Origin of the sequence: Komagataeibacter europaeus (genome assembly GCF_002173515.1) — a bacterium.
GTDB lineage: Bacteria > Pseudomonadota > Alphaproteobacteria > Acetobacterales > Acetobacteraceae > Komagataeibacter > Komagataeibacter europaeus.
On sequence record NZ_CP021467.1, the window covers coordinates 1,120,815 to 1,142,642 of the forward strand.

Sequence of the window (21,828 nt, forward strand, 5' to 3'; positions counted from 1 at the left end):
AAGGCGCCTGCATCCTTTTCCCATCTGACAGGGCGTGTTACCGCAGGGGCATGCGCAACCACCATGCTTTCGGACTGATACGGACATGACGCGCCCGGACATGACGGGCGCGGGGCTGTGTGGCACTGTCCTTGCTGCGGGATGGTGGGGTGTTGCCAGCCTGCTGGCCCCTGTCCTGCGCCTGAACCTGTCGCGTCGGCTGGAACGCGGCAAGGAAATACCGGCCAGCCTGCCGCAACGCCGTGGCATTGCCGGCGTGGACCGCCCCCACGGCCCGCTGATCTGGCTGCATGCCGCAAGTGTTGGCGAAAGCATTTCGGTGCTGCCGGTTATCAGCCAGCTTCTGACCATCAGCCCGTCCCTTAATATCCTGGTCACGACTGGCACCATTACGGCGGCCGAGATCCTGCACGCGCGCCTGCCGGGCGCGAACGGGCATGAACGGGTCCTGCACCAGTTCGCGCCGCTGGATGTGCCGCGCTGGGTTGCGCGGTTTGTCGACTTCTGGCGTCCCGACGCGGCGGCACTGGTGGAAAGTGAACTGTGGCCCAACCTGATCGCGGCATGCAGACGGCGGCGCATCCCGCTGGCGCTGCTCAACGGACGCCTGTCGGACCGGTCACTGGCCGGGTGGGGCAAGGCGCGATGCCTGCTGGCCCGCATGCTGTCCGCCCTTGCATGGATCATGGCCCGGACGCCGGAAGATGCCCGCCGCCTGCAATATGGTGGCGCGCGGCGGATCGATATGATCGCTGACCTGAAAGATGCGGCAGCCCCCCTGCCGTGCAACCCGGCGGACCTTGCCGCAATCGAACGCGCCCTAGCCGGTCGTCCGGTCTGGGTGGCGGCTTCCACCCATCAGGGGGAGGAAGCCGAAATCCTTGCCGCCAGCACCATCATCCGTCAGGCCGTGCCAGATGCGCTGACCATCATCATTCCCCGCCATCCGGAACGTGGGGCGGACATTGCGGCACTGGCGGATCATGCCCCGCCCCGCCGCGCGGCAGGACAGTTTCCCACAGCGCGCGATACCATATGGATATGCGACACATTGGGGGAGACAGGGCTGTTCTATGCCCTCGGCACGCCGGTCCTCATGGGTAACAGCCTGCCCGGTTGCGCGGGTGGCGGCCATAATCCCGTTGAACCGGCACGGGCGGGATGCCCGATTGCCACCGGCCCGGAAACCGGCAATTTCCGTCAGGCCTATGCCCGGATGGGGCAACGCATCCATTACGTGCATACGGCACGGGACATCGCGCAGTGGGTGGTCATGCAACTGCGGCATCCCGACCGGGGCGGTAATCCATTCCCTGATCCCTCTCCCTCCGATCCTGACATTGCCCGGCAGGTCGCCCTTGCGATTCTGGCGCTGGGACAACGGTGATGCGTGCCCCGGCCTTCTGGTGGCGTGCGCCCACCCATCCGGGATGGGCCGCCCGCCTGCTGTCGCCGCTATCGCATCTGTACGCAGCGGCAACTGCCCGTCGGGTCAGACGCACCGGATGGCGCGCGCCGGTGCCCGTGCTGTGCTGCGGGAATATCGGGGTGGGAGGCACGGGCAAGACACCGCTGGGCCTTGACCTTGCCCAACGCGCTATTGCCCGCGGGCGTCACCCGGCTTTTCTTTCGCGCGGGTATGGTGGAAACCTGCCCGCAGGCACACGGGTTGACCCGGATCGCCATACGGCAGGTGAGGCAGGGGATGAACCGCTGCTGCTGGCCCGGATCGCGCCGTGTTATATCGGCGCGGACCGGGCGGTTTCAGCCCGGCAGGCCGTACTGGACGGGGCGGACTGCCTGCTGATGGATGACGGGTTCCAGAACCCTACGCTGCATCAGGATCTCGCACTGGTGGTTGTGGACGGCGCGGTCGGATTCGGCAATGGCCGTGTCCTGCCTGCGGGCCCATTGCGCGAACCGGTCCATGCCGGCATGGCGCGTGCGGGGGGCGTGGTGATGATCGGCGCTGACCGGCAGGGCGTTCTGGACAGCATTGAAAACGGACCGCCCCGTTTTGCCGCAACATTGCAACAGGATGTCGGCCACGTGCCGCGCGACAGGCCCCTTATCGCCTTTGCCGGGATCGGACGGCCCGCGAAGTTCTTTGACGGGCTTATTGGCATGGGGCTTTCCCCCCTGCGCTGCATGGCGTTTGCCGACCACCACCCCTATACCCGGACGGAATGCAGCGACCTGCTGGCACTGGCCGCGCAATGGAACGCATGCCTGGTGACAACGGAAAAGGACGCCATACGCCTGCCCCCCGCCATGCGGGCGCAGGTCACGACCGCCGGAGTACATCTGGCATGGGACACGCCCGCCATGCCCGAACACATTCTTGACCTATGGCTGGGCAGGACAGACGCATGACAGTTGCCCCCCCCACGCGCCCCATCACCCGGCAGATGCATCTGGAAGCGGCCTTCGTGCGCGGATTGCTGGCGATATTCCGCCGGATCGGCCCGGTACGGGCCTCCAACCTGGGTGGTTTCCTGTGCCGGATGGTGGGACCATGCCTACCGGTGTCCCGCATTGCCGATGCCAACCTGCGCATGGCGATGCCCGAACTGGACGCCACCATGCGCCGCCGCGTAATACGGGACATGTGGGATAACATTGGCCGCAATGCTGGCGAATTCCCCCATCTTGCCACCCTGCCCCGCAATCCGGACAGCGGCCCGGGCTGGGACGTGGTGGGCGAGGAATACCTGACCGCGCAGGCAGGGCGCGGCGGCCCGACCATTTTCGTATCCGGGCATATCGGCAACTGGGAAATGCTGCCGCCCGCCGTGGCGCGGTATGGCCTGCCATTTTCATCCTTCTACCGCGCACCGAACAACCCGCTGGTTGACCGGATCCTGTGTGACCTGCGGGATGCCGCCATGGGACAGCCTGTTCCCCTGTTTGCCAAGGGCGCCAAGGGGGCACGCAGCGCGCTGGGCCATATCCTGAAGGGAGGGCATCTGGGCATGCTGGTGGACCAGAAAATGAATGATGGCGTCGCCGCCCGGTTTTTCGGCCTGCCCGCCATGACGGCGGGGGCCATGGCGGCCATGGCGATCAAACTGCGCTGTCCCGTCATTCCCGGTTATGTCGAACGCCTGGGCCCGGCGCGGTTGCGGATTCACGTCCATCCCCCGCTTGACCTGCCCGATAGCGGCAACCGGGCACAGGACCAGGCGGACCTGACCCAGATGGTCAATGACTGGATTGAAGGCACCATCCGCCAGCATCCCGGCAGTTGGCTATGGCTTCACCGCCGATGGAATGTGCATTTGCCTAAAACAAAGCCTAAAAAATAACCATATTTGCAACATATTATTGCTTTTTTATCACAGCTTAAGGTTTCTGCCTGTTTCTGCGGCTTTCATTCCCAAATTCAATTTGGCAAAGCTGCCATGCAGGAATAGCGTTGTTTCTACATTGTCACACCACGACAGTCAGAGGGCCAACGGAATGCACATGATGGATCAGCAGGCATATGCCACCAATGTTGTTTCCCTGCGGCAGGGCTTGCTGCCCCGTCACCGCGAATACCTGATGCGCTGGCTGCAGGCGGGCGCCTGCATGGGCCTGTGTGATGCGGACATCACCGATCGCGACGAAAATGATGAAATCGATCTGGAACACGTTCTGGTCTGGGTACGTGAGAACGCAAACCCCGCCTACATGGTTCGCCCCGAAGGCAAAGGAATGGGCTGGGTGCTGATCGACCAGATTCACGAACGCCCGCTGGCAACCTATCGCAGCTTTGAAGCCGCACTGCATGCGATCCGTCCGGTACTGTCCTGCGGGGCCACTGTCGCGGCCTGAACGGCCGCGACAGATATCATCCCCTTTCGCGCCTAATTGGCGCTGCGGCGCAGCTTGCCCGCCGGGGGTATGACGATCCTGCTGCCACCGGACGGCAGGATCTGGAATACTGCAAGATCACGCCGCGTCTTGCCATTTTCAAGAAAACCAAAAGCGCCATCCACCCCGCCAAAGCCTTCCGGCCGGGTCAGCGCCTGCACGGAATAACCATTGGCGCTGCCTGCGGGGCGTGTCTGGTCCAGTGCCTTGACCAGCGCCGCCGAGTCATAGGTCAGGTCAGCCAATGGCGTGGGCATGTGGTGATAACGCGCCATGAACTGCTGCACGAACGCCTGGCGGCTGGCCGGATCGGGGGCTGCGTACCATGCCCCCTGCAAGGCCGCCAGCTTGGTGACAAAAGCGCCCCATAGCCCCGGTCCCATGATCTGCACATGCGCGGTGTCCACATGCGTCTCGGCCAGGGCGTTGATGACCATGCCCAGTTGCAGCCCCGTATCCCCCAGCAGCAGGGCATCAAACGGTGGCGCCGGGAAATCCGGGGTGGCGGCAGGCGTCGCGGGCTGGTCGGGTGCTGTTGCCGGGGGTGCGCCATCGGGGTTGGCAGGATCGACCGCAGTATCGGCCTGCGGGGCTTCGGGCTGCGCATCCGGCAGGGGCTGGGCTACGGCGGCGGCGCGGGTTTCATAGGCGGACAGGGTTTTCAGGCCCGTGATAACGGATGCCTGCGTACTCTCATGATACATGATCTGCGGGGATTGCAGCCCGTTTTCCGCGCATACCTGCTGAAGCGCCTGCCCCAGTGCATGGCCCAGACGGTTTTCAGGCAGGAAGGCGGCAAAATGCTGCCGTCCCTGCTGCCGGGCGGCCAGCACCATGCGGCGCACCTGCTGTTCGGGTGCTATACCCAGCGTCCAGACACCGGGCTGGGCTACGGACATATCACTGGTGAAGGCAAGCATGGGAACATGCGCCGCCGTGGCAACGGGGGCGGCAGCGGCCGTATCATCCGTGGTCAGCGGCCCGAGTATCAGCCCGTCCCCGGCCGAGACCGCGGCCTGCGCCGCAGTCGCGGCGGTGCTGCCGGGGGCTGCGGTGTCATGCACATCCAGCGGCGGAGCGGTCGGGGCATTCATGGCCATGCGGGTCGCGGTCAGCATTTCCTGCCCCAGATGGGCGTTCGTGCCGGTCAGGGGCAGCAGGACACCCACCCCGCGTCCGGCCTTCGGGGCATGATGGTGGCCACCGCCGCCGGCGCAGGCCGTAAGGGCCGACAGCGCAAGGCCGGCAAACAATAAGCGCTTGCATGCAAAGCGCGAAGAGGCAGAATCAACATCCTGTCCTTGCATCTGGGTTCCGAATGTCTGACGCCTCATCTTCCTCGCCTTCAAAATCTCAACATGCCGCGGAACATCCGACGGACATTCCCCCAGCAACGGTTCATAGCGGAGAAACGCCCCCCCGTCATGCAGGGAACGCGGATGAAGACATTCCGGTTGTGCATCGGCCGGGAGAACTTGTCCTTGTTTCCACACCCATTGGCAACCTGGGGGACATGAGCCACCGCGCGACCGCCACGCTGGAATCCGTTGACCTGATCCTGTGCGAGGATACCCGTACCAGCGCGCGGCTATTGCGGGAATACGGCATTCATACCCGTACCCGCCCGCTGCATGACCATAACGAGGACCGGCAGATCCCCGCCCTGCTGGATGCACTGGGCACGGGACAGCGCATTGCGGTGATATCGGACGCGGGCACGCCGCTCATGTCCGATCCCGGTTACCGCCTGGTGCGCGCGGTCGTGGCGGCGGGCGGGCATGTTACCGCCGTGCCCGGCCCCAATGCGGCGGTCATGGCGCTGACCCTGTCGGGCCTGCCCCCGCATCCATTCATGTTTTCAGGTTTCCTGCCCCCGCGTGAGGCCGCGCGGCGCGAGGTGCTGGCGCAGTTGCACGCGGCGGAATGCGCGGGCCTGTCCGCCACGCTGATCTGGCATGAAGCCCCGCACCGGCTGGCGGAAATGCTGGCGACACTGGCCGATGTCATGGGGGGCGACCGCCCGGCCGCCGTCGCGCGCGAACTGACCAAGCGGTTTGAGGAAGTGCGTCGGGGCACGGTGGCCGAACTGGCCGCCCATTACGCGGACAGCCCGGCCCGTGGCGAAATTACCGTGGTGCTTGGTCCACCCCTGCAGGGCGACAGCACGGCAACGGATCTGGACACGCAATTGCGTGAAGCGCTGCGCACCCTGTCGGTCAAGGATGCGGCCGCCCTGGTGGCGGGCATTACCAGCCTGCCCCGGCGGACCGTCTATGCCCGCGCGCTGGAACTGGCGCGCGGAACATAAGAAAAAGTTTTACCAGGAACTTCCTTAACTATACGGCCCTGACAGGTACGATCCGGCTCAGTGCTGTTCGGGCAAGTCGGTAATGAACAGCGAATCCGGCGGCATGGAACCGCCGGTCGAGGCATCAAGCAGGTCAACACGGGTGGTTTCCTGCTGCGCGTCCTGAATGATCCAGCCACGCAGCAGCAGCGGGCTGTCATGGAAAATCAGCGTCATGCTGCCATCACCGGGGGAATCGGTGCGCACGACCGTGATTTCCAGCACGTTACCCTCACGCGAGAGGCCGGTGACCGTCACGTCGCCCGACAGTTGCAGGTGCGGACGCAGCAGCAGCCCCAGCGGCGTCTTGTCCATTGGCATGGTGGTGGTCTGGTCCAACTGGCTGTCGTTGAACACAACCTGATCGTGATTGGCCACCAGCAGCAGCGGGCTGGGGGGATCATACTGGAACCGCATGCGGCGATTCGTCCGGTCGATCCATGCGGTCCCGGTGCTCTGCTTGCCATCGGGCGCGGTCTGGCGGAAACGGGCCTTGAGCAGGCTGATCGCATCCAGATGCCGCTCAACGCGCTCCAGCAGGGCATGGTCCTGATCCGATGCGCCAACGGCCATCTGTTCCTGCGCATGGACGGCGGGCACAAGGCCACCACCGGCGAGCAGGCAGGCCAGGCCACAGGCGGCGATGGTAGGGGAAAATCTCATGATACGGGACGATCCATACGGGAAGTACCCGCCTACTGGTGCCCCATCATCGGGGTAAGATCAAGGCAGGCGGATCAGGAACTGCCGATCAGCACACCGGCCACGAATACCAGCAGCCCGCCAATGACAATCTGCACGATGGCCGAACCGAACGGCGTTTCCTGATACCGCCAGCGGATCCATGAAATCACAAACAGTTCGATCACCACCACGATCACGGCGGCGATCATGGCGGTGGAAAAATTGTCGATCAGGAACGGCAGCGTGTGACCGATCCCCCCCGCCGTGGTCATGAGCCCGCATATCAACCCGCGCAGCAACGGCGCACCACGGCCCGACAGCTTGCCATCATCGGACAGGGCTTCGGCAAACCCCATGGAAATCCCTGCCCCCACCGATGCCGCCATGCCGACGAGGAAGGCATTCCACGGCTGGTGCGTGGCGAAAGCCGCGGCAAAGACAGGGGCCAGCGTGGAAACCGATCCGTCCATAAGACCGACAAGGCCGGGTTGGATGACCTGCAGCACGAAGCGGCGGCGCGCGTCCTCGTCCTCGCTTTCGCGTTTGCTGATGGGCAGGCGGTCCAGTTCTATCGCGTTGGCGGCCTGTTCGTGCCGGTCTTCGGCATGGGCCAGATCACCCAGCAGTTTGCGCGTGGCCGCATCGGTGGTGCGCAGCGCGGCCTGACGGTAGAAACGCGCGGCATCCATTTCCATCTGGCGGGCATGCTGGCGCACGGCCTCGATCCCCTGTGTCTGGATCTGCCATGCGGGTTTGCGCACGATGAAATCCGCGATGTCCTGACGGCGGATCAGCGGGATATGGGGTCCGAACCTGCTGGCGTACAGGTCGATCAGGTCGCGGCGGTGGCTGTCTTCTTCCACCGACATATCGGTAAATATCTTGGATGTATCGGGATATTTTTCCCGCAATGCGTAAGCAAAATCGGAATAGATGCGCCCGTCTTCCTCCTCATTGGAGATGGCCAGCGCGAGGATTTCCTGGTCAGTCAGGGACGAGAATTTACGCATCATCCAGTCTATGCATAAATTCTTGCGCCACCTCAAGAGTATTTGTAAAGTTAAAAATAATTATCAGTTGTATTTCCAAAGTAATAACAGAAAGTGATTATGCTTCTCGATCACATTTACTGAAAACACATCCGGTCCATCCCGGCCGTCAGACAGCGGCTTCGGCAAAGATATGGGTCACGTCCCCCTTCCACCGCCCGTGATAGGCCGCAAGCCACGCTTCCGCCTGCGTGGGGCCACCGGCCGCGATTTCGTGCAGGGGGGCAAGGTACCGGGTCTCGTCATGTCCCTGCGCGTCGCGGATATTGCGCGCCCGCAATCCGTCGGTCGCCAGTTCGATCATGCGCGCGGCAAGCGGGCGCAGCGTGCCCTGCCCCCATGGCGTGTCCAGGCCAGTGCGCGGCACCGCGCCACGAATGGCGATATAGTCATCCCACCCATGTTCCAGCACCAGCTTTTCGGCGGCATGCACGGTGGCGTCATCATACAGCAGGCCGGTCCACAGCGCGGACTGCGCCAGCATCATGGCGGGCGAACCGGCATCCGCGCCCCGCATTTCCAGGAACTGCTTCAGGCGCACGTCAGGAAACGCCGTGGTCATGTGGTCCTCGAAATCGCCTATGGTCGGGCGCGTGCCCTCCAGCCCCGGCGGGCAGCGTCCTGCCAGCCAGTCGCGGAACGAACAGCCCGCAACATCAATCAGCCGGTCATCGCGGGTGACGAAATACATCGGCACATCCAGCAGCCAGTCCACGTAAGTCGCAAAACTGAAACCATCTTCCATGAAACTGCGCGGCATGCCCGCGCGTGCATTATCGGTATCGGTCCACACACGCCCGCGATTGGACAGATAGCCGTTGGGATGGCCTTCATAGAATGGGGAACTGGCGAACAGCGCCGTCGCCACCGGCTGCAACGCCAGCGAGACCCGCATCTTGCGCGCCATGTCCGTTTCGGACCCGAAATCAAGATTGACCTGCACCGTGCAGGTCCGCAGCATCATGTCCAGTCCCAGCGTCCCCACCTTGGGCATGTAGTCGCGCATGATGGCGTAACGGCTTTTGGGCATCCACGGGATATCCGACCGCCGCGCGGTGGGGTGAAAGCCCAGCGGGGCGAAACCGATGCCCAGCCGGTCGCAGATCGGGCGGATGGCGGCGAAGTGGCGATCCATTTCGGACCTGGTATCATGCAGGGAAACCAGCGGCGCGCCGGACAGTTCGAACTGCCCCCCCGGTTCCAGCGAAATCGAACCGCCTTTCGCATCCGCCAGCCCCTTCAGGCCGATCAGCGCGCCGCGATCGATGATTTCTTCCCACCGTCTGCCGCCTGCTTCCGCCGCCAGTCCGCGCAGCAGCGCCTCGATCCCCTGCGGGGCATAGGGTGGCGATGACCAGGCCCTGCGTTGGGGCGTTGCGGCATCGGGACGCACAAAACCGAATTTTTCATGTTCCGTGCCGATCCGCCATTCGGACCGGGGTCGGGCACCTGCCGCCAGAATTGCGACCATCTGGTCAAATGATTCGATTACGGTTGAATTATGCGCGCCGGGATTCGACATGGCGGGGGCAACATCCTCAAATGACAGTCAGATTAACGCCGGCGACAGGCTGAACGCGCATGCCGGAGGGGGCAGGTGTTTATTGACCCATCCCTCATAAGGCCTTGAGGCCAGCCCCGACAAGAGCCAGCGCCGCCGCCGCCGCCGTATCCGCCCGCAGTACAAGATGCCCAAGCGACAGGGGCCGCACGAATGGCCGCGCGCGCAGCATGTCATGTTCACGCGGGGAAAAACCACCTTCGGGACCGATCAGCACACAGTCCCCTGCCCGCGCCACGACGGGAACGGCCGGGGTGGCACACCGTTCAAGGGCGGCAAAAAGGCTTGTGTCTTCCGGCCACCGGGACAGCACGACCGGCAGGTCCGCCAGCGGGTCGATCGTGGGTACGTCCAGTCGCTCGCACTGTTCGGCGGCTTCGACCGCGATACTTTCCAGACGGGCTGCATTGATGCGATGGGTGTTGGTGCGTTCGCTTACCACCGGGCGAAAATGCGTGACCCCCAGTTCGGTACCCATGCGGATGACCGTTTCGGTTGCATCACGCTTGAGCGGCGCAAACAGCAGGCCCAGCCCCCGTGTCGCCATGGGCGCGCGAGTCCGCGCCGCCAGCCGGATACGACAGCGATCCCGGCGCAGGTGATCGATGACACCCTGCCATTCCCCGTCGCGCGCGTTGAACAGTGCGACCGCTGCCCCCGCCTGCTGGCGCAGGACAGTACCAAGGTAATGGGCCTGTCCCGGTTCCAGGTCCAGCAGGGCGCCGGTCCCCATCGGGTCAGTTGTTTCGGGGGAAATGAACAGTCGGGGGCAGTCCCTCATGCCTGACGGTAACCTTTCGCACTTGCATAAAGCCGGGGCCGGTCTTGACCCGGCGGGGTCTTCCGGCCCATCTGTTTCGCCATTAGCAGCCGCGGGGCGATCCGTCATCGGCAAACCCTGTCCCGCTGGCGCTACCAAGCCCGAAGGAGTTGCATCGTGGACCAGCCTGTACCCCATACGGACATACGGGTGGATGGCTGGATCGGCCGCCTGCCCGTGCGCCTGCGCCCCTATGCGCTGCTGGCGCGGCTGGACCGGCCCATTGGCACGTGGCTGCTGTTCCTGCCGGGCATATGGGGCATCCTGCTGCCGGCAGGCGTGCCGGTATCGCAGCGTATTTTCCTGATCGTGCTGTTTGGCGTCGGCAGTGTCGTGATGCGCGGCGCGGGCTGCGTGGTCAATGACATGTGGGACCGCGACATCGACCGGCAGGTCGCACGCACGGCGGGCCGCCCGCTGGCGTCAGGCGCGCTGTCAATGCGGGAGGCGGCGCTGTTCCTGGCGGCGCTGCTGCTGATCGGGTTCAACATCCTCATGAACCTCAATACCCTGTCACAGGTGCTGGGGGCGTCCTCGCTCATCCTTGTGGGGCTTTACCCGCTGGCCAAGCGGGTGACGTGGTGGCCACAACTGGTCATGGGGTTCACGTTCGGCTTTGGCGCGCCGCTGGGCTTTACGGCGGCGGCGGACCGGATCGATCCCGCCCTGTTCGCGCTGTATGCCGCAACCATCGTCTGGCAGCTTGGCTTCGATACGATCTACGGTTTTCAGGACATGGAGGATGACGCCCGCATTGGCGTGCGGTCCACGTCGCGCCTCATGGCCGGGCATGCGCGGCTGTTCGTGGGCACATGCTACGCACTGACGGTTGCGGGACTGGCGGCGGCGGGGTGGCTTGCCCATACGGGTTACGGGTTCTGGCTGGCCTTGCCCCTGCCCGCCGTGCTGCTGGCATGGCAGGTCAGCCGACTGGATGAACGGGATCCAGCCGGGTGCCTGCGCCTGTTCCGCTTCAACCGCGAAACCGGCCTTGCCATTGCACTGGCCGTGCTGGCGGGCATGCTTACGCGCTGAGATGCATGGTCCGGCCCAGGAAGGTCCGGGCCATTTCCATGCATTGCAGAAACAGGGCGGAATCATACCGGTGCCCTTCATCACGCAGGAAGGCATGCTGGGCATTGAATTCATGCCATTCGTAACGGGTGCCCGCCTGTTCCAGCGCCTCGCGGATCATCTGCCGCCCGGCAAAGGGCACATGCGGGTCCTGCCGCCCCCAGACCAGGAACGCCTCTCCCTTCATCTCGCCAACCCGGGCCAGCGTGTCGTCGCATTTGCCGTGGCCAAGGCTGTGGGTATGGATATCGGTGGCATAGAAACACACCGTCGCGCGCACGCGTGGATCCAGGGCCGCGCGAAACGCCAGATGCCCGCCAAGGCACACGCCCATCGTGGCCAGCGCGCCGGTGCAGTGCGGGCAGGATACCAGCCAGTCCAGCGCCGCGCGCGCATCATGGTCATAGGCCGCAAGCGGTTTTTCGTATTTCAGGACATTGCCCCGGTCGGTGCCCGGTTTGTCATAGGCCAGGACGGTCCCGGCCGGTTCGTATTCATGATAGACCTCGGGCACGCAGACCACATGCCCCAACCCGGCCATCATGGCCGCGAGCCTGCGGATGGGGGCCGTCACCTGATAGATTTCCGAAAAAAGGACGATTCCGGGAAAACGCCCTGCAATGGCCGGACGGAAAACATGCATCCGCATCATGCCTGATGGCGTCGGGATGTCAGCGGTTTCGTCTGAAAGGATAATCATGGCAATATGTACGCTCCATAGGATCAAGGCGCCATGATAGCAGCATACGCATCCCCCACCGAGGGGTGGGACATCATGTTGCCTGCGTAATATCGCAGCAGAAAAATCAGGTATTTTTGTTCAAATATTGCGCAAAAATGGCTTCCAGCGTTGACATTCAATCTCATCCCCGGCCTGTATGGGGCATGAATTCGTTACAGAAAACATGATGTCATCCCTGTTTGCCCTCTCCCTCGCATCGCTGGCGATCGTCGCCGTCGTGGTTCTGATCGCGCGTTTCAAGATCAATCCCTTCATCGTGCTGTTCGCGGTTTCGCTGGCCCTGGCGCTGGGGGCGGGCATGCCGCCACAGAAGGCCATCGCGTCGTTTGAAGCCGGTGCGGGGCGCGTGCTGGGACATGTCGCCACCGTCATCGCGCTGGGCACCATGTTGGGCAAGATGCTGGCGGAATCGGGCGGGGCCGACCGGATCGCGGTCACGATCACCAGCCTTGCGGGCACGAAGCGTGTCAGCTGGGCCATGATGGTGATCGGCCTGCTGGTGGGACTGCCGGTGTTTTTCGAGGTCGGGTTCGTCCTGCTCATCCCGCTGGCCTTTACGCTGGCGCGGCGGACCAACACGCCGCTGCTGCTGCTGGCGCTGCCCATGGGGGCGGCCCTGTCGGTCACCCACGCCATGATCCCGCCCCATCCGGCAACATTGCTGGCGCTGTCGGCCTACCATGCGGATATCGGACGGACGATCCTGTGGGGGATCGTGATCGGCACGCCGGTGGCGGCCCTTGCCGGGCCGATTTACGCACGCTTCATCGCCACGCGGATCGGGCCGGTCCTGCCGTCAGCGCTGGAAGCACAGTTCGTCAACCATGACGCGCCCGAAAACATGCCCGGCTTCGGCATTACGGTCATGACCATCCTTTCCCCCGTCATCCTGATGCTGGTGGGGTCGATGGCGGACCTGATGACGACGGCGCACACACCGCTGAACAACGCGCTGCACTTCATCGGCAATACCGACATCGCGCTGGCGCTGGCGACGTTGCTGTCGTTTCAGGTCTTTGGCGCCGCGCGCGGGTTCAGCCGTGAAACCATCCTGAAATTCACCAATGACTGCCTGGCCCCTACCGCACTGATCATGCTGCTGGTTGGCGCGGGCGGTGGTTTCGGGCAGGAACTGGTTGACAGTGGCGTGTCATCGGCCATTACCGACCTTGCGGTGGGGGCGCATGTGCCACTGCTGGTGCTGGCGTGGCTGCTGGCGGTGGTGGTGCGTGTCGCAACCGGGTCCGCAACCGTGGCCATGAGCACGGCGGCCGGTATTGTCGGGCCGATCCTGCTGCGCACCCATGCGGCATCACCCGAACTGATGGTGATTGTGACCGGGGCCGGATCCGTGGCGCTGGGGCCGCTGAATGACGCGGGTTTCTGGCAGATCAAGGAATACCTTGGCCTGTCGGTCGGGCAGACCATAAAGACATGGTCGGTGATCGAAACGCTGATTGCCGTGCTGGGACTGGCATTCGCGATGATGATCTCGCTGGTGGTCGGGTAAGCTGACTTCCTGGGGGCCGCTTTTTTTCAGGCCTGGTTACAGGCCAGCACATCCGCCGCCTGCGCCTGATTGACCCCTTCCATACCCGGCGCGTCCAGTACTGCTGCAGGGGCCTGCCGCACGCCACGGCAGGCATCGGGCAGGACAAAGGTTGCAAACCCTGCCCGCACGGCGTCGCGTGCGGTGGCCGCCACGCAGTAATCCAGTGCGACGCCCACCACGAATACGCGGGTAATCCCCCTGACCTTCAGCAGGCCATCCAGTCCTGTGCGACTGGCGTGGTCATTGTCTTCAAATGCGGAATAGCTGTCGACATCGGGATGCAGTCCCTTGCGCAGCACCACCCCGACATGCGCCTGCGCCAGCGCGGGCGAAAGGCCAGCGCCCGGCGTACCCGCCACGCAATGCACCGGCCACGGGCCACCTCGCCCGACAAAGGATACATGTCCCGCCGGGTGCCAGTCCTGCGTTGCGACAATCGCGCCAAACGGCAGGTCGCATAGCGGATTGATGAGGGAGGGCAGCCGGTCCGCACCCGGCACGCCAAGGGGGCCACCGGGCATGAAATCGGCCTGCATGTCGATAATCAGCAGGGCATCCGTGGCGGTTATGCGCAGGGAGGACATGGCCTGTCCCTGCCCCATCATCCGTCGGGACATCATGACACGCGGCACCCGCCTGAAAACCACCGGAAACAGAAGACCCGGACGGAAAAACCGCCCGGATCATACTGCCTAGCTTCTGGCATAGGGATTGCTTGATGCCCGCAGCAGCAACCGGATCGGCGTGCCGGGCAGGTCGAAGGTCTCGCGCAGACCGTTGACCAGATAACGCTGGTAATCTTCGGGCAACTGATCCGTGCGGGTGCCAAACACGATGAACGTGGGCGGCCGGGCCTTGGCCTGCGTGATGTAGCGCAGCTTGAGCCTGCGGCCATCGACCAGCGGCGGCGGATGGCGTTCGATCATCATCTCGAACCACCGGTTCAGCGCACCGGTCGCAACACGGCGGTTCCAGATGTCATAGGCGCGACGCACGGTGGGCAGCAGCTTGTTGATCCCCGCCCCCGTCATGGCGGAAAACGCGACGACGGGTATGCCGCGCATCTGCGCCAGCGACGTCTCGATACGGTCCTTGATGGCCTGCCGGGTCGCGGCCCGGTCCTCCACCGCGTCCCATTTGTTCAGCGCCAGCACGCAGCACCGGCCTTCCCGTTCGATCAGGCGGGCGATCTGCAGGTCCTGTTCATGCACCCCCAGCGTCGCGTCGAGCACGAGGATGACGACCTCCGCCATCTTCAGCGCCTCGATCGAGGCGGAGACGGACATCTTCTCCAGCGTCTCATCAATCCGCGCCTTGCGGCGCAGACCGGCAGTGTCAACCAGCTGGATCGGCCCTTGGTCGTCATGCAGCATGACGGCTATGGAATCGCGGGTCAGCCCCGGTTCCGGCCCGGTAATCATCCGTTCCTCGCCCAGCAGGCGGTTCAGCAGCGTGGACTTGCCCGCATTGGGACGGCCGACAATGGCAAGGCGCAGCGGACCGGGGGGGCGGATGTCCTCCTCTTCCTCGCCTTCCGCCTGTTCGCGGCGGGTGCGGCGGTTGGCCTTCTGCACCGGCGGCAGGTCGGTTGGCGGCAGGCGGTCCGCGATTTCGGACATGAGGTCGGCCACACCTTCCCCATGCTCGGCGGAAATGGCCAGCGGCGCGCCAAGACCCAGCGAAAACGCCTCCATGGCCGCAGCGGCTCCCTGCCGGCCTTCCGCCTTGTTGGCGATCAGCAGCACGGGCCGGCCCTGACGGCGCAGCCAGTTGGCGAAATGCTCATCCGCCGGTGTCAGGCCACTGCGCGCATCAATGCAGAACAGCACAAGGTCCGCATCCGCCACCGCGGATTCGGAAGATGCACGCATGCGCCCGTACAGCGTATCGGGGGCCGCTTCTTCCAGCCCCGCCGTATCGATGATGCGAATGGCGCGGCCACGCACGACGGCCTGACCTTCCTTGCGGTCGCGGGTCACGCCGGGGGTGTCGGCCACAAGCGCCTGCCTGCGGCCGACCAGCCGGTTGAAAATGGTCGACTTGCCGACATTTGGCCTGCCCGCGATCACGACAACCGGCAGCGCATCCACTGGCGCGGATGGAAAAGATGAACTCACTGCGGCAACTTTCTTTTTAACTATAGGCGATAAGGTAGCCGTTATTGTCCAGCAGCAACAGCAGATTATCGACCACGATGGGCGCGGTCGTCACCTGACCGGGCAGTTTGTGCAGGGATTCGATATGCCCCTGCGCCGGATCGATGATGGCAACCCCGTTTTCGGGGAAGCTGGAAATGAACACCAGCTTGCCCCCCGCCAGCAGCGGGCCGTTCCATACAATGCCGCGCTTCTGCTTGTCGGAATTTTCATACTGGCGCAGCTGCGTGATCCAGCGGACATGGCCCGAAAGCCGGTCAAGGCAGGCCACCTGCTGGTCCATGGAGATGAGGAAGATCCAGTCCCCGATCACCAGCGGCGTATTCTGCCCCGAAATGCCGCGTTCCCACAGCCTGCGGCCCGACCGCATGTCAATGGCCACCAGCACCGCGCCGGTGCTTATGGCATAGGCCGTGCCATCGGCAATGACCGGCATGCCATGCACGCATGAAAAATCGATCAGCGCCTGCTGGCCGTTGGTGCTGCCCAGCGTGTCGGCCCACACCACTTCGCCACCTTCGGCACGCAACGCCACAAGGTCGCCCGAACCGAAACCGGCCAGCACGACGCCATCCGCCACGGCCGGGGCGGGCTGGCCATATATGATGGTATCGGCGGCGGTTGCCGCGTATGTCCACAGGACATTGCCGTTTTCGGCATCAAGGCAGTACAGGTGTTCATCAATGGTGCCAAGGAACAGGCGGCCATTGACCACGGTGGGCGCGGACCGGCCGGGGGTCTGGATGTTGACCCGCCATTTCAGCTTGCCCGTCGCGGCATCCAGCGCCAGCGCCTGGCCTATGCCGTCAACGACATACAGCGTATCGCCATCGACACTGATCCCGCCGCCCAGGTTGTCCGAACGCATCTTGCGCGGCTTGGGATTGTATTCCCACAGCTTGTGCATGGCGGGCCAGCGATAGGACCGGATCACGCCCTGTGCATCCATGACGAAAATACGGCCGTTCTGCACCACCGGCGGTGCCTGGATGATGCCGCGCCCGCTCGTGCCCAGGGCGACGTAGTACAGGGGTTCCGGTTCGGAAATGCCGGCCCCTATGTCATGCGTCCACTGATGCTGCATGGTCCCGCGCCAGGCGATGTCCATGCCCACGTGGTCGGGATTGACGCCCGATTGCGGCCACGCGTTCAGCGCCGTGGGGGCGGGCACGGTCACGGCCTGCGTTTCATCGGGGTCAACGGTCAGGCCGGCCTTGGTCTGCAGCACGTCGGAACGGTGGCCGATCAGCAGCGGCTTCTTTTTCTGCCCGCCGGAACAGGCGGCCAGGGCGGGCAGCAGCGCAGCCCCGGCACCAAGTAACGCGTGGCGGCGGCTCAGGGCTGGTTTCATGGTCTTCCTGTCTGTGGGCATGGGGGTGTCATGGGTCGGGCTAGCCACCTGCGTCCGCCCCCATGGTCTGCAGCATGGCTTCGGCGCGGTTGCGCACGCCATCGGTTACGGACATGTCCATGGTCAGGCGTTCCAGCCTGGCGCGGGCATCCGCTTCCCTGCCGGTGCGCAGGTCAAGCATGGCCTCGGCCTCGATGGCCTGGGCGCGCCATGGCTGGCCCGCGCCATCAAGCACCGCAAGGCGTGAACGCAGCGTGGCGGGATCGCCGCTGTCAATCTGGTGCTGGACCCACAGCAGGCTGGCGAGCGAGGCAATGACCGGGTCGGTGGCGTGTTCCTGCGCCACGCCATCCCACAATTTCAGGGCGGCGGGCAGGCTGCCGCTGCTGGCCAGCAGGGCCGCGCGTTCCATTCGCGCAAGGATGCGCAGCGGCGGGCGTGCCCGACCATCCAGCGCCTCGAGTTCCTGCAGCCCGGTCTTCTGGCGTGCGGTCAGCGGGCCATCGGTCCCCATGTTATCGGGCGCGCGGGCCGTATCCTGCATTGCGGTGAAATAGGCTGCCGAGACCGCCGCATCCGCCTTGTGCGCGCGGGAGACGGAATACTGCCACCCCCCGGCCCCGATGCATACCACCGCGACCACGGCCCCCGCGACAACCAGATAGCGGCGCGCCAGCGCCCGGATGCGTTCGGCACGGATTTCCTCATCGACTTCCGTGAAGATGTCGTCAGCCACGTTCCTGTCGTTCCCTGCTCGCTTGCGCGGCGCCATGCGCACGGCGCGTCGTGATTGTCGGTCCCACCATATCCGGCCTGAAACGGCACGGCAAACCACCATGTCGGGGCGGGTGCGCCATTATGGGCCATCCTGCCTGTCCGATCACATAGACCGACCCGTTTTCCACCGCCAGCCGTAAGCACGGTGGAAATGCAAAAAGTTCGGGTTTTTCACCGTTTCCGCCCCCATTTGTCACGCAGCAGCGCCCTGGCGGTGGTCACGACCTGCGCAACGGCCAGCCCTTCCATCGGAGCGTTGCCCACCGGGCCGGGGGCCATCGCCACGCGTGCCCACGGACCGGATGGCGCGTATTCCGACGCCCGGCTGCGCCCGAACAGGCCCAGCGTTGGAATTCCGCACGCCGCCGCCAGGTGCATGAGACCCGAATCATTGCCGATGAACAGCGTGCAGCGCCCCAGCAGCGCCGCCACCTGCGTCACCGACAGGTTGCCCCCCGTATCCAGCGCATCCGGCAACTGGTCCAGCACGGCCTGCGCGCGCGCGCGTTCGCCCTCGCCCGGTCCGTACAGGATTACCGGCCGCACGGACGGATCATCTTCCTGCAATGCCCTGAACACCGCGACAAACCGTTCGGCGGGCCAGATCTTGCCATCCCAGTTGGCGGTGGGGCCAAGGGCGATCCAGCGCGGCCCGCCGGGCAGCATTTCCGCAGCCCGTGCGCATTCGGCCGCACTGGTCCACACAACCGGCAGGGGCGCGGGGTCAAGGTCCAGCAGGTTGCCGATATGGGTAATGCGCCGCCCCCGCCTGCGCCCGCCACGCATGACATGGCGTTTGCCCACGCGCAGGAAATAGCTGACGACCGATCCGCGCAGGTCCACGCACAGATCCCATTTCGTCCCGCTGCACTGCCGCCACAGTTCCAGCCAGTGACGGTCCCATGGCTGCTTGACCATTTCGATGGTGCGTACGCGGCGTGGCATGTGCGCGAACAGCCCGGCCGCCACCGGCCCGCAGGCAATGGTGAAATCTGCCTGCGGATAACGCCGCAGCAGGGTGTCCAGCAGCCCGGTGGACAGGATGGCATCCCCCAGCCGGGTGGATGTGATGAACAGGATATGCATTTTCGTGGTGCTAGTCAGGTTTTGCCTATGTGCCAACCTCTCTTTACCCCTTGCCTGCGGGCGCGGGCATGGCCAGATTGCGCATATGGCCAGAATTGCTCATCTTCCCGATCGCGCCGTGCTCAGCATATCGGGTGCGGATCGCGTCTCCTTCCTGCAGGGGCTGGTGTCCAACGACATGACGGCGGTCGCACCCGGCCATGCCGTCTGGACCGCCTTCCTGTCGGCACAGGGCAAATGGCTGGCCGATTTCTTTGTCTTTGCCGACCCCGAGGGCGTGCGCCTGCTGGTCGATTGTGACGCGACACAGGCCGCCATGCTGCGCCAGCGCCTGTCGCGCTACCGCCTGCGCGCGGATGTGGAAATCAGCGAGACGGGATACGCCGTCCATGCCGCATGGGGGGAAGACTTCACTGCACCGGAGGGCTATCCCGCAGCCCCCGATCCGCGCCTGCCGCAGGCGGGATGGCGGTTTCTGCTGGGGCACCCCGTCGCCAGCCCTTCGGCGGATGATGTCGATTACGACCACCTGCGGCTGTCGCTCGGCCTGCCCGACGGCGTGCGGGACTGCGAAAGTGGCAAGACCCTGCTGCTGGAAGCCAATTTTGACCAGCTGAATGGCATTTCGTGGACCAAGGGCTGCTACATGGGTCAGGAACTGACCGCCCGCACCCGGTATCGTGGCCTGGTGCGCCGTCACCTGCTGCCCGTCACGTCGCACCATGAACTGCCCGCCCCCGGCACGCCCATCCTGTCCGGCACGACGGCAGTGGGGGAAATGCGTTCCTCCCGCGACAAGGTGGGCATGGCGATGATCCGCAACGAACACATCAACGATACGGAACTGAGCATAGGGGGCCACGCGCTGCACGTACATGTGCCCCAGTGGTTTGCCCTGCCCGCAAAAGCGGAATAGCCCTACGCCCACCCGGCTTTTTTTCAAGGTTAGAGACACATGCCCCATACCCCCCCGGACCAGGCCGTTCGCGCGGCCATGATCGACCGGGTCAAGTTCAATGAAGACGGCCTGATCACAGCCATTGCCCAGCAGCATGACAGTGGCGAGGTGCTGATGCTGGCATGGATGAACGCGGACGCGCTGGATGAGACGCTGCGCACCGGCCGCGTGTGCTATTATTCACGCAGCCGCCGTGGCCTGTGGCGCAAGGGGAAGACATCGGGACAGGTGCAGACCCTGGTTGACGCCCGTCTGGACTGTGACCGTGACGCCGTACTGCTGCTGGTGGACCAGAAGGGTGTCGCCTGCCACACGGGGCGGCGCAGCTGTTTCTACAACGCGCTGCGTCCCGAGGGGATCGTGGAAATAACCCAACCGGAAATAGCGGCGGAGACCCTCTATGGCAAAGCCTGACAGGACAGTGGTGGACGACGAGGAAAAGCGCGAGCAGATCAGCAAGCTCGTCTGGATCGGGATTACCGTGCTGGGCACGGTCATCATGGGCGTATTCATGCTGCGCGCGGAACTGCATGCCCTGATAACGGAAAACGAACCCCTGCCGCCCGGTGCCTCGGCCCCCGCCACGCCGGGTGCTACCCCGCCTGCCGTGCCCGCACCGGGACCGACCCCAGCAAATCCATGATCTCGGCCGCCGCCGCCTGCGCCGGGTCCGCACCGGGACCGCGCAGGGCGGCGCGGATCTGACCAAATCCCGCGCGCTGCAGGCTGCGGCTCCGCTGATCCGCCAGCAGGCGCTCAACGGTCTGGGCCAGCAGTTCGGGCGTGCAGCGTTCCTGCAGCAGTTCAGGCACCAGCCTGTGGCCTGACAGCAGATTGACCATGGCCACATATGGCACCCGGATCAGCCGCCGCGCCATGGCGGCAGTCAGCGGATTGACGCGGTAGGTCACCGCCATGGGCACATTGGCAATGGCCAGTTCCAGCGTGGATGTGCCCGATTTGGTCAGCGCCGCATCCGCCGCGGCGAATGCATCATGCTTGTCATCCACATCCGTCACGATAATGGGCCGCACCGGCCATTTCGCAACCCCCCTGCGCACGATATCCGCAATGACCGGGGCGACCGGCACCACGGGCACGATACCGGGCATCCGCGCCTGCACGATGGCCAGCATGCGCCCGAAAACCGGCAGCAGGCGCGGAGCTTCCGACCGGCGGCTGCCGGGCATCAGCACCAGCACGGGCGCATCCGCCGCAATGCCGTGCCGGGCGCGAAAGGCGGGGCCGGAGCCGTTATCCGCCCCGGACTGCAGCACGGGATGGCCGACAAAACGCGCCTCGATCCCGTGCCGGGCGAAGAATTCCGGCTCGAACGGCAGCAGGCACAGCATGCGTTCCCACAAACCGGGGAATTCGCGCACCCTATGTTCGCGCCATGCCCAGACCTGTGGCGCCACGTAATGCAGGCGGGGAATGGACAGCGGCGCGATCCGTCGCAGCAGCCGCAGGGTAAAGCCGGGACTGTCGATGGTAATGACCAGATCGGGACGCCGGCTGGTAATATCCGTCACCGCCTGATCCAGCCTGCGGGACAGGTGCCTGATTTTGGGCAGCACTTCCATCAGGCCCATGACGGCAAGGTCACGCAGCGGGAACAGCGTATGCAGCCCCTGTGCCTGCATGCGCTCCCCGCCAATCCCGGCGAACCGCACGTCCGGGCACAGCACGCGCAGCGCCGCCATGAGACGGCCGCCCAGCACATCGCCACTCGCCTCCCCCGCCATGATCCAGATGGTGGGACCGGAGGGAGCCGTCGCGGATGGCGGGAGCTGCGGGGAAGTGTCAGTCATGCCTG

General features: G+C 64.7%; 22 protein-coding genes. 10 read left to right on the plus strand and 12 right to left on the minus strand.

What is annotated here, in order from left to right; all coding sequences use genetic code 11:
* The first annotated feature begins 85 nt into the window (after positions 1 to 85).
* The 4 genes from S101446_RS05070 (at position 86) to S101446_RS05085 (ending at position 3,816) form a co-directional block, all read left to right on the plus strand.
* A complete protein-coding gene (locus tag S101446_RS05070; protein WP_087607809.1) occupies positions 86 to 1,387 on the plus strand; it encodes a 3-deoxy-D-manno-octulosonic acid transferase in 1,302 nt (433 codons plus the stop codon).
* Positions 1,387 to 2,373 carry a tetraacyldisaccharide 4'-kinase gene (lpxK, locus tag S101446_RS05075; RefSeq protein WP_087607810.1) on the plus strand — a complete coding sequence of 329 codons (987 nt, stop codon included), beginning with the start codon at positions 1,387 to 1,389 and terminating at the stop codon, positions 2,371 to 2,373. The genes S101446_RS05070 and lpxK overlap by 1 nt, the downstream gene beginning before the upstream one ends.
* On the plus strand, positions 2,370 to 3,305 hold the full coding sequence (locus tag S101446_RS05080; RefSeq protein ID WP_048850678.1) for an LpxL/LpxP family acyltransferase: 936 nt from the start codon (positions 2,370 to 2,372) through the stop codon (positions 3,303 to 3,305). Before lpxK ends, S101446_RS05080 begins: the two co-directional genes overlap by 4 nt.
* Positions 3,306 to 3,465: 160 nt before the next feature.
* A complete protein-coding gene (locus S101446_RS05085; protein WP_019091605.1) occupies positions 3,466 to 3,816 on the plus strand; it encodes a hypothetical protein in 351 nt (116 codons plus the stop codon).
* A 32-nt stretch (positions 3,817 to 3,848) separates the two neighbouring features.
* Here the strand turns inward: S101446_RS05085 and S101446_RS05090 are convergent, their stop codons facing one another.
* Complete coding sequence (locus S101446_RS05090; protein WP_244184516.1) at positions 3,849 to 5,108, minus strand: penicillin-binding protein activator; 1,260 nt, start codon at positions 5,106 to 5,108, stop codon at positions 3,849 to 3,851.
* 65 nt (positions 5,109 to 5,173) lie between these two features.
* Here S101446_RS05090 and rsmI point away from each other — a divergent pair, with 65 nt between their 5' ends.
* Positions 5,174 to 6,163: a 16S rRNA (cytidine(1402)-2'-O)-methyltransferase gene (rsmI, locus tag S101446_RS05095; protein ID WP_244184518.1), complete on the plus strand. Its 990-nt coding sequence runs from the start codon at positions 5,174 to 5,176 to the stop codon at positions 6,161 to 6,163.
* Positions 6,164 to 6,220: 57 nt separating this feature from the next.
* Here the strand turns inward: rsmI and S101446_RS05100 are convergent, their stop codons facing one another.
* The 4 genes from S101446_RS05100 to S101446_RS05115 form a co-directional block, all read right to left on the minus strand.
* Positions 6,221 to 6,865 (minus strand): LolA family protein, encoded by a 645-nt coding sequence (locus S101446_RS05100; protein ID WP_087607812.1) that lies wholly within the window; start codon positions 6,863 to 6,865, stop codon positions 6,221 to 6,223.
* Between the two features lie 74 nt (positions 6,866 to 6,939).
* Positions 6,940 to 7,896 carry an iron exporter MbfA gene (gene mbfA / locus S101446_RS05105; RefSeq protein WP_087608839.1) on the minus strand — a complete coding sequence of 319 codons (957 nt, stop codon included), beginning with the start codon at positions 7,894 to 7,896 and terminating at the stop codon, positions 6,940 to 6,942.
* A 148-nt stretch (positions 7,897 to 8,044) separates the two neighbouring features.
* Complete coding sequence (locus S101446_RS05110; RefSeq protein ID WP_087607813.1) at positions 8,045 to 9,457, minus strand: glutamate--cysteine ligase; 1,413 nt, start codon at positions 9,455 to 9,457, stop codon at positions 8,045 to 8,047.
* Between the two features lie 94 nt (positions 9,458 to 9,551).
* On the minus strand, positions 9,552 to 10,277 hold the full coding sequence (locus S101446_RS05115; RefSeq protein ID WP_087607814.1) for a 16S rRNA (uracil(1498)-N(3))-methyltransferase: 726 nt from the start codon (positions 10,275 to 10,277) through the stop codon (positions 9,552 to 9,554).
* A gap of 156 nt (positions 10,278 to 10,433) precedes the next feature.
* Between S101446_RS05115 and ubiA the strand changes: the two genes are divergently transcribed.
* Positions 10,434 to 11,351, plus strand: a complete 918-nt coding sequence (ubiA, locus tag S101446_RS05120) for a 4-hydroxybenzoate octaprenyltransferase (protein WP_010507802.1) — start codon at positions 10,434 to 10,436, stop codon at positions 11,349 to 11,351.
* Here the strand turns inward: ubiA and S101446_RS05125 are convergent.
* On the minus strand, positions 11,341 to 12,090 hold the full coding sequence (locus S101446_RS05125; RefSeq protein ID WP_087607815.1) for a dienelactone hydrolase family protein: 750 nt from the start codon (positions 12,088 to 12,090) through the stop codon (positions 11,341 to 11,343). The two genes, ubiA and S101446_RS05125, sit on opposite strands and share 11 nt — an antisense overlap.
* Positions 12,091 to 12,298: 208 nt before the next feature.
* Here S101446_RS05125 and S101446_RS05130 point away from each other — a divergent pair, with 208 nt between their 5' ends.
* Positions 12,299 to 13,642 (plus strand): GntT/GntP/DsdX family permease, encoded by a 1,344-nt coding sequence (locus tag S101446_RS05130; RefSeq protein ID WP_026019732.1) that lies wholly within the window; start codon positions 12,299 to 12,301, stop codon positions 13,640 to 13,642.
* Between the two features lie 26 nt (positions 13,643 to 13,668).
* Here the strand turns inward: S101446_RS05130 and S101446_RS05135 are convergent, their stop codons facing one another.
* The 5 genes from S101446_RS05135 to S101446_RS05155 form a co-directional block, all read right to left on the minus strand.
* A complete protein-coding gene (locus tag S101446_RS05135) occupies positions 13,669 to 14,289 on the minus strand; it encodes a nicotinamidase (RefSeq protein ID WP_087607816.1) in 621 nt (206 codons plus the stop codon).
* Between the two features lie 87 nt (positions 14,290 to 14,376).
* Positions 14,377 to 15,801 carry a ribosome biogenesis GTPase Der gene (gene der / locus S101446_RS05140; RefSeq protein ID WP_010507796.1) on the minus strand — a complete coding sequence of 475 codons (1,425 nt, stop codon included), beginning with the start codon at positions 15,799 to 15,801 and terminating at the stop codon, positions 14,377 to 14,379.
* 16 nt (positions 15,802 to 15,817) lie between these two features.
* On the minus strand, positions 15,818 to 17,191 hold the full coding sequence (locus S101446_RS05145) for a PQQ-binding-like beta-propeller repeat protein (RefSeq protein ID WP_019091615.1): 1,374 nt from the start codon (positions 17,189 to 17,191) through the stop codon (positions 15,818 to 15,820).
* Positions 17,192 to 17,231: 40 nt separating this feature from the next.
* Positions 17,232 to 17,927: a hypothetical protein gene (locus tag S101446_RS05150; RefSeq protein WP_019091616.1), complete on the minus strand. Its 696-nt coding sequence runs from the start codon at positions 17,925 to 17,927 to the stop codon at positions 17,232 to 17,234.
* Positions 17,928 to 18,139: 212 nt separating this feature from the next.
* Positions 18,140 to 19,054, minus strand: a complete 915-nt coding sequence (locus tag S101446_RS05155) for a glycosyltransferase family 9 protein (RefSeq protein WP_087607817.1) — start codon at positions 19,052 to 19,054, stop codon at positions 18,140 to 18,142.
* 85 nt (positions 19,055 to 19,139) lie between these two features.
* Between S101446_RS05155 and ygfZ the strand changes: the two genes are divergently transcribed.
* From ygfZ to S101446_RS05170, 3 genes are read left to right on the plus strand one after another with little or no spacing between them, the layout of a single operon-like run.
* Positions 19,140 to 19,970: a CAF17-like 4Fe-4S cluster assembly/insertion protein YgfZ gene (gene ygfZ, locus S101446_RS05160; RefSeq protein ID WP_048850653.1), complete on the plus strand. Its 831-nt coding sequence runs from the start codon at positions 19,140 to 19,142 to the stop codon at positions 19,968 to 19,970.
* Between the two features lie 39 nt (positions 19,971 to 20,009).
* Positions 20,010 to 20,426, plus strand: a complete 417-nt coding sequence (gene hisI, locus S101446_RS05165; protein WP_087607818.1) for a phosphoribosyl-AMP cyclohydrolase — start codon at positions 20,010 to 20,012, stop codon at positions 20,424 to 20,426.
* Positions 20,413 to 20,655 (plus strand): hypothetical protein, encoded by a 243-nt coding sequence (locus tag S101446_RS05170; protein WP_087607819.1) that lies wholly within the window; start codon positions 20,413 to 20,415, stop codon positions 20,653 to 20,655. The genes hisI and S101446_RS05170 overlap by 14 nt, the downstream gene beginning before the upstream one ends.
* Here the strand turns inward: S101446_RS05170 and lpxB are convergent.
* On the minus strand, positions 20,606 to 21,823 hold the full coding sequence (gene lpxB / locus S101446_RS05175; RefSeq protein ID WP_087607820.1) for a lipid-A-disaccharide synthase: 1,218 nt from the start codon (positions 21,821 to 21,823) through the stop codon (positions 20,606 to 20,608). The two genes, S101446_RS05170 and lpxB, sit on opposite strands and share 50 nt — an antisense overlap.
* Positions 21,824 to 21,828 lie beyond the last annotated feature (5 nt).